The 16,364-nt window shown below is 62.7% G+C and carries 14 protein-coding genes; 7 read left to right on the top strand and 7 right to left on the bottom strand.

The genetic code is table 11. The annotated features are described in order from the left end of the window. Positions 1-20 precede the first annotated feature (20 nt). The 5 genes from purT to KW062_RS05585 all read right to left on the bottom strand — a co-directional run bounded on the left by purT (position 21) and on the right by KW062_RS05585 (position 3,286). Positions 21-1,202 (bottom strand): formate-dependent phosphoribosylglycinamide formyltransferase, encoded by a 1,182-nt coding sequence (gene purT, locus KW062_RS05605; protein WP_027619128.1) that lies wholly within the window; start codon positions 1,200-1,202, stop codon positions 21-23. Between the two features lie 100 nt (positions 1,203-1,302). Next, a complete protein-coding gene (locus KW062_RS05600) occupies positions 1,303-1,770 on the bottom strand; it encodes a VUT family protein (protein ID WP_027619129.1) in 468 nt (155 codons plus the stop codon). A 126-nt stretch (positions 1,771-1,896) separates the two neighbouring features. Continuing rightward, on the bottom strand, positions 1,897-2,109 hold the full coding sequence (locus KW062_RS05595; protein WP_027619130.1) for a DUF1289 domain-containing protein: 213 nt from the start codon (positions 2,107-2,109) through the stop codon (positions 1,897-1,899). Continuing rightward, positions 2,106-2,630, bottom strand: coding sequence for a gamma carbonic anhydrase family protein (locus tag KW062_RS05590; protein WP_027619131.1), 525 nt, complete (start codon positions 2,628-2,630; stop codon positions 2,106-2,108). The genes KW062_RS05595 and KW062_RS05590 overlap by 4 nt, the downstream gene beginning before the upstream one ends. A 56-nt stretch (positions 2,631-2,686) precedes the next feature. Continuing rightward, positions 2,687-3,286 (bottom strand): CoA pyrophosphatase, encoded by a 600-nt coding sequence (locus KW062_RS05585; RefSeq protein WP_027619132.1) that lies wholly within the window; start codon positions 3,284-3,286, stop codon positions 2,687-2,689. A 149-nt stretch (positions 3,287-3,435) separates the two neighbouring features. On the opposite strand from KW062_RS05585, the gene KW062_RS05580 reads away from it, so the two are divergent. From KW062_RS05580 to nagE, 7 genes are all read left to right on the top strand, one after another. Further along, positions 3,436-3,987 carry an NUDIX hydrolase gene (locus tag KW062_RS05580; protein ID WP_027619133.1) on the top strand — a complete coding sequence of 184 codons (552 nt, stop codon included), beginning with the start codon at positions 3,436-3,438 and terminating at the stop codon, positions 3,985-3,987. Positions 3,988-4,027: 40 nt separating this feature from the next. Then, the gene (locus KW062_RS05575; protein WP_027619134.1) at positions 4,028-4,531 is read left to right on the top strand and encodes a L,D-transpeptidase family protein; all 504 of its coding nucleotides are present in this window, start codon (positions 4,028-4,030) and stop codon (positions 4,529-4,531) included. 325 nt (positions 4,532-4,856) lie between these two features. After that, entirely contained in the window at positions 4,857-5,588 is a 732-nt protein-coding gene (locus tag KW062_RS05570) for a GntR family transcriptional regulator (RefSeq protein WP_027619135.1), read from the top strand. A 19-nt stretch (positions 5,589-5,607) separates the two neighbouring features. Continuing rightward, entirely contained in the window at positions 5,608-6,714 is a 1,107-nt protein-coding gene (gene nagA / locus KW062_RS05565) for an N-acetylglucosamine-6-phosphate deacetylase (protein WP_027619136.1), read from the top strand. Next, complete coding sequence (locus tag KW062_RS05560; RefSeq protein WP_027619137.1) at positions 6,695-7,717, top strand: SIS domain-containing protein; 1,023 nt, start codon at positions 6,695-6,697, stop codon at positions 7,715-7,717. Before nagA ends, KW062_RS05560 begins: the two co-directional genes overlap by 20 nt. Before the next feature lie 24 nt (positions 7,718-7,741). Beyond that, positions 7,742-10,258 carry a phosphoenolpyruvate--protein phosphotransferase gene (ptsP, locus tag KW062_RS05555; protein WP_105755130.1) on the top strand — a complete coding sequence of 839 codons (2,517 nt, stop codon included), beginning with the start codon at positions 7,742-7,744 and terminating at the stop codon, positions 10,256-10,258. A 26-nt stretch (positions 10,259-10,284) separates the two neighbouring features. Next, the gene (gene nagE, locus KW062_RS05550) at positions 10,285-11,991 is read left to right on the top strand and encodes an N-acetylglucosamine-specific PTS transporter subunit IIBC (RefSeq protein ID WP_105755129.1); all 1,707 of its coding nucleotides are present in this window, start codon (positions 10,285-10,287) and stop codon (positions 11,989-11,991) included. Between the two features lie 101 nt (positions 11,992-12,092). Here the strand turns inward: nagE and KW062_RS05545 are convergent, their stop codons facing one another. Together KW062_RS05545 and purL are read right to left on the bottom strand one after the other, a co-directional pair. After that, on the bottom strand, positions 12,093-12,404 hold the full coding sequence (locus tag KW062_RS05545; RefSeq protein WP_027618662.1) for a Nif3-like dinuclear metal center hexameric protein: 312 nt from the start codon (positions 12,402-12,404) through the stop codon (positions 12,093-12,095). Positions 12,405-12,424: 20 nt separating this feature from the next. After that, positions 12,425-16,321, bottom strand: coding sequence for a phosphoribosylformylglycinamidine synthase (purL, locus tag KW062_RS05540; RefSeq protein WP_105755128.1), 3,897 nt, complete (start codon positions 16,319-16,321; stop codon positions 12,425-12,427). Between the last annotated feature and the right edge of the window lie 43 nt (positions 16,322-16,364).

The following is a 16,364-nucleotide window of genomic DNA, read 5'->3' as shown; positions in this document are numbered from 1 at the left end:
GCTCCTACAAGGGACCTGCGTTACAGCTCGACAACAACCGCCTGCGAGGCGCGCATGGCCTTGGCCCGTGCCGCTTCGATCGACTCGTCGCGGGCCAAGGCCACGCCCATGCGACGCTGGCCATTAACCTCAGGCTTGCCGAACAGGCGCAATGCCGTATCCGGTTCGGCCAATGCCGCGCCGAGGTTGGCGAACGCGGTCTGGGTCGATTGCCCTTCCACCAGGATCACCGCCGAGGCCGAAGGCCCGAACTGACGGATCAGCGGGATCGGCAGGCCGAGAATCGCCCGGGCGTGCAGGGCAAACTGCGACAGGTCCTGCGAGATCAGGGTTACCAGGCCAGTATCGTGGGGGCGTGGCGAGACTTCGCTGAACCACACCTGATCACCCTTGATGAACAGTTCGACGCCAAACATCCCACGACCACCCAGGGCCTCGGTCACGGCCTTGGCCACCCGCTCGGATTCCGCCAGGGCAATCGGACTCATGGCTTGTGGCTGCCAGGATTCCTGGTAATCGCCCTTCTCCTGACGGTGGCCGACCGGCGCACAGAACGTGGTGCCGCCAATGTGGCGTACGGTGAGCAGGGTGATTTCGTAGTCGAAATCGATGAAACCTTCGACGATTACTCGCCCTTTACCGGCACGTCCGCCTTCCTGCGCGTAGTCCCAGGCCTTCTGCACGTCATCGGCGCTGCGCAACAGGCTCTGGCCTTTGCCCGACGAGCTCATGACCGGCTTGACCACGCACGGGAAACCGAGGTCGTCGACGGCCTTGCGGTAGTCTTCCACGGTGTCGGCGAAGTGGTATGGCGAGGTCGGCAGGTCCAGCTCTTCAGCGGCCAGGCGGCGGATGCCTTCACGGTTCATGGTCAACTGGGCGGCGCGCGCGGTCGGGATCACGGTGAAGCCTTCGGCTTCCAGCTCGACCAGGGTGGCGGTGGCGATGGCTTCGATTTCCGGCACGATGAAGTGCGGCTTCTCGGCCTCGATCACTGCGCGCAGTGCCGCGCCATCGAGCATGTTGATCACGTGGCTGCGATGCGCCACCTGCATGGCCGGCGCATCCGCGTAACGGTCCACGGCGATCACTTCAACGCCCAGGCGCTGCAGCTCGATCACCACTTCCTTGCCCAACTCACCACAGCCACACAGCAATACGCGGGTCGCGGTTGGCGACAATGGAGTTCCGATACGAGTCATTTGCAGTTCCTCAAAGGAGCGGATCATCAAGGGACAAGGCGCTGCGCGCACTTCCCAGGGGAGAAAGCGCGGCATTTTACATGAACCGAGGGGTTTGGCCTCAGCTGGCGAGCGCCTGTTTGCGCAAGCGCCAGGCCATGATCAGCCATACGGCAGTCACGCCGGCGAACTTGGAGCCGAGCGCGGTGAGAATCACCCCAGGGGTCAGGGCGTCGATCATGCCGAAGAAGATGAAAGTGTCCAGCGGAATGCTCAGCGCCGAGCTGATCCACAAGCGGTCGTGCAGCGGCCGCTTGGTGATGCTGAACACCAGCCAGTCGATGCACTCGGACACCGCGAACGCCGTGGCACTGGCCAGGGCGATGGACGGGTCGGAGGTCAGGTAGGACAGCACCAGCGCCACCAGCATGGCAATGATCGCGCCATGCCCGAAGCGGGTCTGCACCATATCGCGCAACACAAACACCAGGCCACCCCAGGCTGACCAGATGATGTCCAGGTGCGGGGCAGTGGAAAAGGCGAAGTTGATCAGCACGACGCTGCTGATGTAGGCAATCAGAAAGAGCATGGGGCGCGGAGTACCTGGAAATTTGCCGCACAGAATACCGTAGGAGCTGGCTTGCCGGCGATGTAGTTGCTGACGCCATCGCGGGCGAGCCCGCTCCCACAGTTCATATCAGTGGCAGGTCCGCGACTACGGCTGCTTGGCGCCGACCATCCACACCAGCCCGCTGGCCTTGGCCCGCTCGTGACACAGCACCAGGACCTGGCGGCGTTCGTCGTTGTCCATGCGGCTCCAGCGGGTAATTTCCGCCACCGTGCGCTGGCAACCGGTGCAGATGTCCTGCTCGTCCAGCGCGCAAATGTTCACGCAGGGCGAGGCAACCGGGCGTTCCGAAGCTGTCATTCTTCTTGCTCGACCAGGTCCACCGCATAGCGTTGGGAGCGTTGAACATAGTGCGCGGCACTGGCTTCGAGCATTTTGATCTGCGGCTCGGTCAGTTCACGTACCACCTTGCCCGGCGAGCCCATCACCAGCGAGCCATCGGGGATCTGCTTGTTCTCGCCAATCAGCGAGTTGGCGCCGATTATGCAATTTTTGCCGATTTTTGCCCCATTGAGGATCACCGCATTGATACCGATCAGGCTGTTATCGCCGACGGTGCAGCCGTGCAGCATGGCGTTATGGCCGATGGTCACGCCGGTGCCGATGGTCAACGGATAACCCATGTCGGTGTGCATCACCGTGCCGTCCTGAACGTTGCTGTTCTTGCCGATCAGGATCAGCTCGTTGTCACCGCGCAATACCGCGTTGAACCAGACGTTGGCGCCCTCTTCCAGCTTGACCTTGCCAATTAGCACCGCATTGGGTGCGACCCAGCTCTGCGGATGGGTTTCGACGCGGGCGTCGCCCAGACGGTATTTCATCGTTGTTATCCTCATGGCTCAGGCAGCCGCGGGTTCGCGCCATAGGCACGATGGCTTCAAATATTGATAAAGCTTTTGGGAGGTTGGTGCAGGCTGATCTTGGCGTCATAGAGCAGATTGATCAACTCGACAATCATGATCGCGGTCAGTCCCCAGATCTTGTACTCGCCATAACGGTAGCTCGGCACATACCAACTACGCCCCTGGTAATCGATGCGGTGCGTATGTTCTCGTGGGTCCGTGCGAAAAAACTCCAGCGGCACACTGAATACCGCGGCGATCTCGGCGTCATTGGCGCGGTACTCGACAAAGTCCGGAATGACACCGACATAGGGCGTGACCTTGATCCCATGCAGGGAAATCAGCGGACTCAAGGGCCCGATCACCTCCACCAGACCCGGCGGCAGGCCGATTTCTTCCTCGGCTTCGCGCAGGGCAGTGAAGACCAGGTCCGGGTCTTCGGGATCGCGTCGACCGCCCGGAAAGGCCACTTCCCCGCCATGGGTGGAAAGCCCGCTGGCGCGCAGGGTCAGAACCAGTTCCGGCTCGTCACTGCGAGTGATGGGCACCAACACGGCGGCCTCGGGAAAACGTCGGTCAGTTTCCATGGTGTTCGGCGTGTGATGACTGACCCGGTGCAGTAGCTCGTCCAGCATGAGTGCTCTCGATCTGTTGGCTACCGAGCATCATGCACCAAACACACAAGCCGCCCAACCCCCGGCCCCGGGGCATGTCGCTAAACGACAACTTGCCGACCGACACCGCACCACGCCAAGATAGGCGCAGCCTTTTCGGAAGACCCAGCATGAATTTTTGCAGCCACTGCGGTAACCCGGTCACTCAACGCATTCCCGAAGGCGATTCGCGCCTGCGGTATGTCTGCGACAAATGTCAGACCATTCACTACCAGAACCCCAATATCGTCGCTGGCTGCATTCCCACCCTGGGCTCCAGGGTGCTGCTCTGTCGACGCGCCATCGAACCGCGCCGTGGTTTCTGGACCTTGCCGGCCGGTTTCATGGAGAACGGCGAGACCATCGAACAGGCGGCCATTCGTGAAACCGCCGAGGAAGCCTGCGCCCGGGTACGTAACCTGAGCATCTATACGCTGATCGATGTGCCGCACATCAGCCAGGTGCATGTATTTTTTCGCGCCGAGATGGCCGACGAGCAGTTTTCTGCCGGTGTCGAAAGCCTGGAAGTGCAGCTTTTCGAAGAACAGGACATCCCTTGGTCAGAGCTGGCTTTCCGCACGGTGGGCCGTACCCTAGAATGCTTCTTCGCTGACCGTCGCCAGGGCGATTACCCGGTGCGCAGCGAATCCATTCCTCCGCTTGCTCAGCCTGCGATCACTTAAACAACAAGAAGTACGCCGTACTCACAGGGATATCGTTTCAATGCGCTGGTTGCTCGCGTTCCTCTGCCTGTCGTTCGTTGCTGTCACCCAGGCTTCCACCGTGGAGACTCTGGACGGCAAAGTCATCGAAAAAGTCCTGGTGCTCAAATCCGCCCATCAGTTGCAACTGATCAACGACGGCAAGCCCATCAAGACCTACCGCATCTCCTTGGGCAAGAACCCCAAGGGGCAGAAGCTCATGGAAGGCGATCGACGCACGCCCGAAGGGTTCTATTGGCTGGACTGGCGCAAGGTCAGCGACCGCTTCAACCTGGCCATGCATATTTCCTACCCGAACATCAGCGATGCCGCCCGCTCGCGCCGTGAAGGCGTAAACCCCGGCGGGATGATCATGATCCACGGCACCCCGGACACCGAGGAAAACCCCGAGGACCTGTTCCACACCCTGGACTGGACCGACGGCTGCATCGCCATGCGCAACGTCGACATGCGCGAAGTCTGGGGCCTGGTCCCGGATGGCACGATGATCGAGATCCGCCCCTGATCTCGTCGCGGCGAGGGACTCCGCGCCCTCGCCAGCCTGGTGACCGCACGTCGCCCGGCAAAAATAAATGAAAAAAATTCTTTCCAGGGCCGCCCGCCCTACCGCAATACCACCTGCAAAAGAAAATACCGGCGCAGACAGTCATCTGATCCGCTCGCCACACCACCTCTAATACCACTTTAAAGCCAACCCCGACGCTGCCCAAAGCCCGGCACGTTTTCGCCTGCCCGCCGCCCGTCACTGGCGTTGACATGGTATTTAAGTGGTATTAGTTTCGCCCCACAACCGGGCGACAACAATCCTACATCCGCATCGGAAACGACCTATGAACGACCTCCAGGCCCTACGCCTCGATGACTCTCAGCCTACGCCGTTGTACCTGCAACTGGCGCGCAACCTGGAAGCGGCCATTCACGCCGGCCACTGGAAAGCCGAACAGGCACTGCCCTCGGAACGCAACCTCAGCGAGCTGTTGAACATTTCCCGAGTGACCGCGCGCAAAGCCCTGGAAGTCTTGTTCGAGCAAGGTCTTATCCGTCGCAACCAAGGCTCTGGCACCTTCATTACGCCGCGCCTGGAACAGCCGCTGTCGCGTCTCTCTGGCTTCAGCGAAATGCTTCGTCTCAAAGGCTTTTCCCCCAGTTCGCAATGGCTGCAACGGGAAATCACCCAACCGACCCATGAAGAACTGATTCGCCTGGCCCTGTCGCCCTACGACAAAGTCGCGCGCCTCAAGCGCCTGCGCAAAGCCGACGACACCGTAATGGCGATCGAAATGAGCACCCTGCCCGCCTCGATCATTGCCCAGCCCCAGGCCGTCGGCGATTCGCTCTACCACTACCTCGACGGCATCGGCAAACCGGTGGTCCGCGCCCTGCAGCACATCCAGGCGATCAACGCCTCGGACGAATTCGCTGCGCTGGTGGGCATAGCGCCGGGCACTGCCATGTTGCTGATGACCCGGGTCGGCTACCTCGAAGACAACACGCCAATCGAAGTCACCGACACCTATTGCCGCAACGATTACTACGATTTCGTCGCTGAACTGCGTCGATAACAGGCCAGAGAACCGTCCCATGTCTGAAGACAACATCCTCACCGCGAACGGCTGGATTCGCGGCCGGCTGATCCATGAACACGGCAAGGTCGTGCGCATCGAAGGCCAGCCCTGCGATCCGGCGGACAACGATCTCCCTTACCTGCTACCGGGTTTTATCGACCTGCATGTGCATGGCGGCGGCGGCAAGGACTTGATGGAAGGCACACCCGCCTTCGAAACCATCACCCGCACCCATGTGCGCTTCGGCACCACGGCGCTCCTGGCCACCACCATGACCGCCCCCAGCGAGGAAATCGCTCGGGTGCTGGAGCAGGTCGGTGAGTTCTGCGAACAACGCCCTGCCGGCTGCGCCCGGGTTCTGGGCGTTCATCTGGAAGGGCCCTACATCAATCCGGGAAAACTCGGCGCACAGCCGAACTTCGCTCACACCGCACTGCTGGCCGAAGTCGAGTCGTACATGGCCCTGGCACCCATCCGGGTGATTACCATCGCCCCGGAAATCGCCGGTCACGCTCAACTGATCCGCACCCTGAGCGAGCGTGGTGTGCGCCTGCAACTCGGCCACACCCTGGGCAGCTACGAGGAAGGCTTGGCCGCGCTGGAAGCCGGAGCCACCAGCTTCACTCACCTGTACAACGCCATGAGCCCGCTGCATCACCGCGAACCGGGGATTGTTGGCGCGGCGCTGGCCCACGCCAAATACGCCGAGCTGATTCCGGACCTGCTGCACGTGCACCCGGGCGCGATTCGCGTGGCGCTGCGCTCAATCCCCTGCCTGTACTGCGTGACCGACTCCAGCGCAGCCGCCGGCATGCCGGACGGCGAATACAAGTTGGGCAGCCATACCGTGACCAAATGCCTGGGCGGCGTGCGTCTGCCCGATGGCACCCTCGCCGGCAGCACCCTGACCATGGATCAGGCCCTGCGCAACCTGGTGAAAATCGGCCTGCCGCTGGCCGAAGCCTCACAACGCCTGTCGCAATTTCCCGCCGACTACCTCGGCATCAACGAACGCGGACGCCTGCAACCCGGCGCCTGGGCCGACTGCGTGCGCCTGGATCGCTCACTGACACTGACCGCCGTGATGGTCGAAGGAGAAGACATTGACTTCAAAAATGCTTGAAGAGGCGCTGTCCTCGCACCTGGCCGTCGAAGCCCAACTGCAGCAACTCGACCCGGCGTTGATCGAAATTGCCGGACGCCTGAATCGCCAGCCACCGCAAGTGGCAATGACCGTCGCTCGGGGCAGCTCCGATCACGCCGCCAGCTACTTTGCCTACCTGACCATGCAACAGGTTGGCGTGCCGGTGGCCTCGCTGCCGATGTCGGTAGTGACCATGCAACAGGCTCCACTGAAAGTCAGCGGCCAGGCGGTATTCGCCTTTTCCCAATCGGGGCAGAGCCCGGATCTGGTCAACAGCCTGCGCCTGCTGCGCAAACGCGGCGCCCTGAGCATTGCCATGGTCAACGCCGAGGATTCGCCACTGGAAGCGGCGTGCGAATTCAGCCTGCCGCTGTGCGCCGGCACTGAAAGCAGCGTCGCCGCAACCAAAAGTTTCATTGCCACCCTCAGCGCCAGCGCGCGCCTGGTGGCACACTGGAAGCAGGACGCCGAGTTGCTCGAAGCCGGCCTGGAACTGCCTCAGGGCCTGCGCGACGCTGCAACTCAGGACTGGACGCCGGCCATCGATGCCCTGCGTGACTGCCAGCGCCTGATGGTGATCGGCCGCGGCGCCGGGTTTGCCATCGCCCAGGAAGCGGCGCTGAAACTCAAGGAAACCTCGGCCATTCAGGCCGAAGCCTTCAGCAGCGCCGAAGTGAAACACGGTCCGATGGCCCTGATCAGCGACAACTACCCATTGCTGGTGTTCGCCCCACGCGGCGCGGAACAGGCTGGCCTGCTGAGCCTGGCGGCAGAAATGCGCCAGCGCGGTGCCCGGGTGCTGCTGGCCGCGCCTGATGACGTCAGTGAACGCGACCTGACGCTGAGTCGCGCCGAACACCCGGCGCTCGACCCAATCCTCGCCATCCAGAGTTTTTATGTAATGGCCGCCGGCCTTGCTCAGGCGCGCGGCATGGACCCGGATCAGCCACGGCACCTGAGCAAAGTCACCCGCACCCACTAAATCGCCCGAGTCGAGTACCGAGCCATGCCCAACAACAATAATGAGCTGATCCTCAGCGCCCCGCTCAGCGGTCCGGTGCTGACACTGGCCAAGGTTCCCGACCCAGTGTTCGCCAGCGGCGCCATGGGTCACGGGATCGCCATCGACCCGTTGAACGACACGCTGCACGCCCCCTGCAGCGGCGTTGTGATCCAGGTTGCGCGTACCCGTCACGCTATGACCCTGCGCACCGACAATGGCGCCGAATTGCTGCTGCACCTGGGCCTGGATACGGTCAACCTGCAAGGCGCGGGTTTCACTTTGCTGGTCGAGGAAGGCGCGCGCGTCAGCCAGGGCGACGCACTGCTGCGCTTCGACCTGGACCGAGTCGCTCAGGGCTGCAAAAGCCTGGTCAGCTTGTTAATCCTCACCAACAGCGACGACTTTCAGGTCCTGCCGATTACCCTCAAGCCCGTCAAGGTCGGCGACGCCCTGCTGCACATCGTGCGCAAAGCCAGTCATGGAGCGCAGCACCACGGGGACGAATCGGCGGTACCGGTGCAAGGTCAGGTACGGATCAACCATCGCGGCGGCCTGCACGCGCGTCCGGCCGCCTTGATCCGCCAGACCGCCCAGCAATTTCGCAGCCGTTCGCAACTGCACTTCGCCGGCAAATCGGCGTCCTGTGACAGCCTGATCGGGCTGATGGGTCTGGGCATTGGTGAACAGGATGAAGTCCAGGTCAGTTGCCAGGGCGCGGACGCCGACGCGGCGCTGCAAGCCTTGATCACGGCGCTGTCGACGGCAGTGCATGACGCTCATCAGAGCGCCGTGCCAACTGCTATTGTGCAGCCCCCGCGCGATGCCGAAGCGGGTGTGCTTCAGGGTGTCTGCGCCGCGCCCGGGCTTGTCGGCGGCACCCTGTTCCAACTGGCAGCGATCCACCTGCGCGAAGACACCGGCAATCACCATCCTGCGCAGGAGCGCCTAGCTCTCGCTACCGCCCTGGAACAGGTGCGCAATGAGATCCGCGAAACCCTCACCGCAGCGCAGAAACACCGGCAGGTAGAAGAAGAGCAAATCTTCGCCGCCCACCTCGCCCTGCTTGAAGACCCGGCCCTGCTCGACGCGGCCTATCAGGCCATCGAACAAGGGAGCGCCGCGACCCATGCCTGGAGCCAATCGATCGAAGCCCAATGCCAGGTCCTGTTGCAACTCGGCAACCAGCTGTTGGCCGAGCGCGCCAACGACTTGCGCGACCTACGACAACGGGTGTTGCGCGCCCTGCTCGGTGAGGAATGGCACTACGACATCCCGGTAGGCGCGATAGTCGCGGCCCACGAGCTGACTCCATCGGACTTGCTGCAACTGTGCGAACAGGGCGTCGCCGGTCTGTGTATGGCCGAAGGCGGCGCCACTTCCCACGTGGCGATTCTCGCCCGGGGCAAGGGTTTGCCGTGCGTGGTCGCCCTCGGCGCCAGCCTGCTTGAACAAACCCAAGGTCACGCGGTAGTGCTGGATGCTGACGGTGGCCGTCTGGAATTGACGCCCGATGCCCAGCGCCTGGCGCAAGTCGTCCAAGCTCGCGACGAGCAACAGCAACGCCGTGCCCGTCAGCAGACCCAGGCTCACGAACCGGCCGTGACCCTCGATGGCATCCACATGGAAGTGGCCGCCAATGTCGCCTCCAGCCACGAAGCCGCCGATGCCTTTAAGGGCGGCGCCGATGGTGTCGGCCTGCTGCGCACCGAGTTTCTGTTCGTCGATCGCCAGACCGCACCGGACGAACAGGAGCAACGCCAAGCCTATCAAGCCGTGATGGATACCATGGGCGACAAGCCAGTAATCATCCGCACCATCGACGTTGGTGGCGACAAACAACTCGACTACCTGCCGCTGCCCGCCGAGGCCAATCCGGTGCTCGGCCTGCGCGGAATTCGCCTGGCCCAGGTACGCCCGGAACTGCTCGACCAGCAATTACGCGCCCTGCTGCAGGTCACTCCCCTCCAGCGTTGCCGGATTCTGCTGCCGATGGTCAGCGAAGTGGATGAACTGCTGCAGATCCGCCAGCGCCTCGAAGCGCTCTGCGGCGAGTTGCAGATCAGCCAGCGTCCAGAGCTGGGGGTAATGATCGAAGTCCCGGCCGCCGCCCTGCTCGCCGAACAACTGGCCGAGCACGCGGACTTCCTGTCCATCGGCACCAACGACCTGTCCCAGTACACCCTGGCCATGGACCGCGACCACGCCGGTCTCGCCGCCCGCGTCGACGCCATGCACCCGGCGCTGTTGCGCCTGATCGCCCAGACCTGCGCTGGCGCCGCCCTTCATCAGCGCTGGGTTGGCGTCTGCGGCGCACTGGCCTCTGACCCGCTGGCGACGCCGGTACTGCTGGGCCTGGGGGTTCGCGAGCTGTCAGTGAGCCCGCCGCAAATCGGTGAAATCAAGGCGCGCGTGCGCCAACTGGACGCCGCCGATTGCCAGCGCCTGAGCGCCGAGCTGCTCAAGTTGCCCAGCGCCGCCGCCGTGCGTAACGCCTGCCGGCAACATTGGCCGCTGGCCTGAACAACAAGAATCCACGGAGACACGCCATGTACCAACTCTTTATCGAAGGCCTGCAGCGCCTCGGCCGGGCATTGATGCTGCCCATTGCCATCCTGCCGATTGCCGGCCTGCTGTTGCGCCTGGGCGACACCGACCTGTTGAACATTGCGATCATCCACGACGCCGGGCAGGTGATTTTCGCCAACCTGGCGATGATCTTCGCCATCGGCATTGCGGTCGGTTTCGCCAAGGACAACAACGGCACCGCCGGCCTGGCCGGGGTGATTGGCTACCTGGTGATGGTCTCGACCCTCAAGGTGCTCGATCCGAGCATCAACATGGGAATGCTCGCCGGCATCGTCGCCGGGCTGATGGCCGGCGCGCTGTACAACCGCTTCAAGGACATCAAGCTTCCGGAATACCTGGCGTTCTTCGGTGGCCGCCGCTTCGTCCCGATCGCCACCGGCTTCGCCGCCGTCGGCCTGGGCGTAGTCTTCGGCCTGATCTGGCCGCCGATCCAGCAGGGCATCAACAGCTTCGGTACGTTGATGATGGAAAGCGGCAGCTTCGGCGCGTTCATCTTCGGCGTGTTCAACCGGCTGCTGATCGTCACTGGCCTGCACCATATCCTCAACAACATGGCGTGGTTCGTGTTCGGCAACTTCACCGATCCGGCCACCGGCGCCCTGGTCACCGGCGACATCGCCCGCTATTTCGCCGGCGACCCCAAGGGCGGCCAATTCACCACCGGCATGTTCCCGGTGATGCTGTTCGGCCTGCCAGCCGCCTGCCTGGCGATGTACCGCAATGCCCTGCCGGAACGGCGCAAGGTGATGGGCGGGATCTTCCTGTCGATGGCCCTGACCTCGTTCCTCACCGGCGTCACCGAGCCGATCGAGTTCGCCTTCATGTTCCTCGCGCCGCTGCTGTTTCTGCTGCATGCGCTGCTGACCGGGTTGTCGATGGCGATCACCAACGCGCTGAACATCCACCTGGGCTTCACCTTCTCCGGCGGTTTTATCGACATGATCCTCGGCTGGGGCAAGTCGACCAATGGCTGGAGGGTGGTGCCGGTGGGTCTGGTCTATGGGTTGATTTACTACAACGTGTTCAGTTTCTGCATTCGCCGCTTCAATCTGAAAACCCCGGGCCGGGAAGACAATATCGTCACGGAAAAAGCCGAGCTGAGCGACAACCAGCGAGCCAGTGCCTACATCCAGGCCTTGGGTGGCCCCGCGAACCTGATCACCATCGGCGCCTGCACCACTCGCTTGCGCCTGGAAATGGTCGACCGCAACCAGGCCAACGATGCCGATCTGAAAGCGCTCGGTGCGATGGCCGTGGTCCGTCCGGGCAAGGGTGGGAGTTTGCAGGTGGTGGTGGGGCCGCTGGCTGACAGCATCGCAGACGAAATCCGCCGGGCGCTGCCGATGACCGGGTCAATACCGGTTGCGGCGTTGGCCGAAGACGAAGCAGTGCCGGCAGTACCGAGCAGTGAAGCCCGAAAATGGCTCAGCGCCCTGGGTGGTAGCGACAATGTGCTGCACCTGGAGTGCGTGGCCCTGACCCGGATTCGCCTGCAATTGGCCGATGGCCAGGCGCTGTCGCAGAATCAATTGAAGGAGCTGGGTTGCCAGGGTACGAGTGCGCTGGAGGGCAATGTGTGGCATTTGCTGGTGGGGGAAAAGGCCGCGGGATTGAGTGCGGCGCTGGTGGGGCTGGTTGAGCGGCGGGAGGTTGGGGCCAGGGTTTAGATTACATTGTCCTGCCAGCGAAGAGGCCGCGAGGACTCTACAAAATCAGGGCAACAAAAAACCCGCTGAAATCTCTCTCAGCGGGTTTTTCATTTCAGCCGTTAGAAATCCTCCAACCGCCACACCTCATACGCCGGTGTCTCATAGGGATGGCTCTGTTTCAGCGCCACCACCACCGAGTGGATCAACTCGTCAGCCACTACCAACTCGACCTTCCATTCCTCGACCCGCTCGACCTGCCCGGCTTCGCCAATGAACGGCTGACTGCCGTCCAGTGGTCGGAACTGGCCCTGGCCAAGCGCTTGCCAGGCGCAGTGGTCATAGGCCCCTATGCGTCCGCCACCGGCGGCGAATACGGCACTCTTGACCACCTCGACATGGCTGTCGGGAACAAAAAAACCGAGCTTGTACACGGCCCTTAGTCCACCCGTTCTTAGTTCACCCAGACCCGAGCATTACGGAACATGCGCATCCACGGAGCGTCTTCGTTCCAGTCGTCCGAGCGCCACGAGTTCTGCACGGCGCGGAACACACGTTCCGGGTGCGGCATCATGATGGTCACGCGACCGTCGCGGCTGGTGAGGCCGGTGATCCCGCGCGGCGAACCGTTCGGGTTGGCCGGGTAACTTTCGGTGACCTTGCCGTGGTTGTCGACAAAACGCAGCGCCACGCAACCGGACAGGTCGGCTTCGAGCAGTGCCTCTTCGCTTTCGAACTCGGCATGACCTTCACCGTGAGCGATGGCGATCGGCATGCGCGAACCGGCCATGCCCTGCAGGAAGATCGAGTTCGATTCCTGGACCTGGACCATGGCCACACGGGCTTCGAACTGCTCCGAGCGGTTACGCACGAAGTGCGGCCAGAACTCGCTGCCCGGGATCAACTCGTGCAGGTTGGACATCATCTGGCAACCGTTGCACACGCCGAGGGTGAAGCTGTCGTTGCGCTCGAAGAAACCCTGGAACGCATCGCGGGCACGGCTGTTAAACAACGCAGACTTGGCCCAGCCTTCACCGGCACCCAGTACGTCGCCGTAGGAGAAGCCACCGCAAGCCACCAGGCCCTTGAACTCGTTCAGGTCGACGCGGCCGGCCAGAATGTCGCTCATGTGCACGTCGATCGCACTGAAACCGGCGCGGTCGAAGGCTGCAGCCATTTCCACCTGACCGTTGACACCCTGCTCGCGCAGCACGGCAACCTGTGGGCGGATGCCTTTCTTGATGTACGGCGCAGCGATGTCCTGGTTGACGTCGAAGCTGAGCTTGACGCTCAGGCCCGGGTTGTCTTCTTCCAGCACCACGTCGAACTCTTGATCGGCGCAGTCGGCGTTGTCACGCAGGCGCTGGATCTGGTAGCTGGTTTCCGCCCATTGGCGTTGCAGCAGACGGCGCTGGCCTTCGAATACGGTTTCGCCGTTGAAGGTGATGCTGACTTCGCCATTGTTGATCGGCTGACCGATCACCGAGACGCAGTCGCCCAGACCGGCAGCGCTGAACTGCGCGAGGATGTCCGGGGTGGCGTCCTGGCGAACCTGGATCACCGCACCCAACTCTTCGTTGAACAGGATTGCGGCGATGTCAGCCGACGTTTCCGCCAGGCCGTCGAGGTTCAGGCTCAGACCACAGTGACCGGCGAAGGCCATTTCCACGGCGCTGGTCAGCAGGCCACCGTCGGAACGGTCGTGGTACGCCAGCAGGTGGCCGTCGGCGTTGAGGCCCTGGATCACCGCGAAGAAGGCTTTCAGGTCTTCGGCGTCGTCGACGTCCGGAGCCTGGGAACCGAGCTTGCCGTGAACCTGGGCGAGGATCGAGGCGCCCATGCGGTTCTGACCACGACCGAGGTCGATCAGGATCAGGTCGGTGGTACCCTTGTCCATGCGCAGTTGTGGGGTCAGGGTCTGACGGATGTCGGTCACTGGCGCGAAGCCGGTGACGATTAGCGACATCGGCGAGGTCACGGTCTTGTCGACACCTTCCTCGTTCCAACGCGTGGCCATGGACATCGAGTCCTTGCCCACCGGAATGGTGATACCCAGCTCAGGGCACAGTTCCATGCCGACCGCTTTCACGGTGTCGTACAGACGTGCGTCTTCGCCCGGGTGACCGGCTGCCGACATCCAGTTCGCCGACAGTTTGATGTCGGAAAGCTTGGCAATGCGCGAGGCGGCAATGTTGGTCAGGGTCTCGCCGATCGCCATACGGCCCGACGCCGGAGCGTCCAGCAGGGCCAGCGGGGTACGCTCGCCCATGGCCATGGCTTCACCGGTATAGACGTCGAAGCTGGTGGCGGTAACGGCCACGTCAGCCACCGGCACCTGCCAAGGGCCGACCATCTGGTCACGCGCCACGAGGCCGGTGATGGTGCGGTCGCCGATGGTGATCAGGAAGCTCTTGCTGGCCACGGCCGGGTGATGCAGGACGCGCTCGACGCAGTTGGCGATGTCCAGGGTCGACGGATCGAAATCGTCGCCCAGTTCATTTTCACGAACCACCGAACGGTGCATGCGTGGCGCCTTGCCCAGCAACACTTCCAGTGGCATGTCCACCGGGCTGTTGCCAAAGTGGCTGTCGGTCACGGTCAGCTGCGGTTCGGCAGTGGCTTCGCCGACCACGGCGAACGGGCAACGCTCACGTTCGCAGATCGCCTTGAAGCGCTCGAAATCAGCCGGGCCAACCGCCAGGACATAACGCTCCTGGGATTCGTTGGACCAGATTTCGTGCGGGGCCATGCCCGGCTCGTCGTTTGGAATGTTACGCAATTCGAAACGGCCACCACGGTCGCCGTCGTTGACCAGTTCCGGGAAGGCGTTGGACAGACCACCGGCACCCACGTCGTGGATGAAGCTGATCGGGTTCTTGTCACCCAGTTGCCAGCAACGGTCGATGACTTCCTGGCAACGGCGCTCCATTTCCGGGTTTTCGCGTTGAACCGAAGCGAAGTCCAGATCGGCCGAGCTGGTGCCGGTGGCCATCGAGGAAGCGGCACCGCCACCCAGGCCGATCAACATCGCCGGGCCGCCGAGCACGATCAGCTTGGAGCCGACCAGAATCTCGCCTTTCTTGACGTGTTCTTCGCGGATGTTACCCATGCCGCCTGCGAGCATGATCGGCTTGTGGTAACCGCGAACTTCATCACCATGCGGGGTGCTGATGGACTGTTCGAAGGTACGGAAGTAACCGGTCAGGGCCGGACGGCCGAACTCGTTGTTGAACGCGGCGCCGCCCAGCGGGCCTTCGATCATGATGTCGAGGGCGTTGACGATGCGCTCTGGCTTGCCGTACGGCACTTCCCACGGCTGTTCGAAGCCAGGAATCTGCAGGTTGGACACGGTGAAACCGGTCAGGCCAGCCTTTGGCTTGGCGCCGCGACCGGTGGCGCCTTCGTCGCGGATCTCGCCGCCGGAACCGGTGGATGCGCCCGGGAACGGGGCGATCGCGGTCGGGTGGTTGTGGGTTTCGACCTTCATCAGGATGTGCACCGGCTCCTGCACCGCGCCGTACTGGCGGGTTTCAGGGTCCGGGAAGAAACGACCGGCCACCGAACCGACGATCACCGAAGCGTTGTCCTTATAAGCGGACAGTACGCCTTCGCTGTGCATCTGATAGGTGTTCTTGATCATGCCGAACAGGCTTTTTTCCTGGCTCTCACCGTCGATGTCCCAACTGGCGTTGAAAATCTTGTGACGGCAGTGCTCGGAGTTCGCCTGGGCGAACATCATCAGTTCGATGTCGTGCGGGTTGCGCTTCAAGCCGACGAAGGCGTTGACCAGATAGTCGATCTCGTCTTCGGCCAGGGCCAGGCCCAGCTCGACGTTGGCTTTTTCCAGCGCGGCGCGACCGCCACCCAGCACGTCGATCGCGGTCAGCGGCTTGGGCTCGGAATGACTGAACAGGCCGGCAGCCTGCTCGAGGTTCTCCAGCACGATCTGGGTCATGCGGTCGTGCAGGCCGTCAGCGATCAACTGGGCCTGGGCGTCTGTGAACTCACCGGCGACATAGAACGCGATGCCACGCTCCAGGCGCTGGATTTTTGCCAGGCCGCAGTTACGGGCAATGTCGCTGGCCTTGCTCGACCAGGGCGAAATGGTGCCGAAACGTGGCAACACCAGGAACAGTCGGCCACTTGGCTCTTGTACCGGAACGCTTGGGCCGTACTTCAGAAGGCGCGCAAGCACCTGCTGTTCGTCGCCGGTCAGGACGCCGGTGACTTCGGCGAAGTGAGCGAATTCAGCATAGAGGCCACTGACAGCCGGAACCTTCTGGCTCAGTTGCTCTAGGAGTTTGCTGTGGCGAAAGGCAGAAAGGGCAGGAGCGCCGCGCAGGATCAACATCTTCGGGACAGCCTCGGGAAGGGGGTGTGCTTTGAGGCCGTGC

The organism is Pseudomonas fluorescens (assembly GCF_019212185.1).
GTDB lineage: Bacteria > Pseudomonadota > Gammaproteobacteria > Pseudomonadales > Pseudomonadaceae > Aquipseudomonas.
The sequence above is the reverse complement of the archived record's forward strand: the minus strand, read 5'-3'. Positions and strand labels throughout refer to the sequence as shown.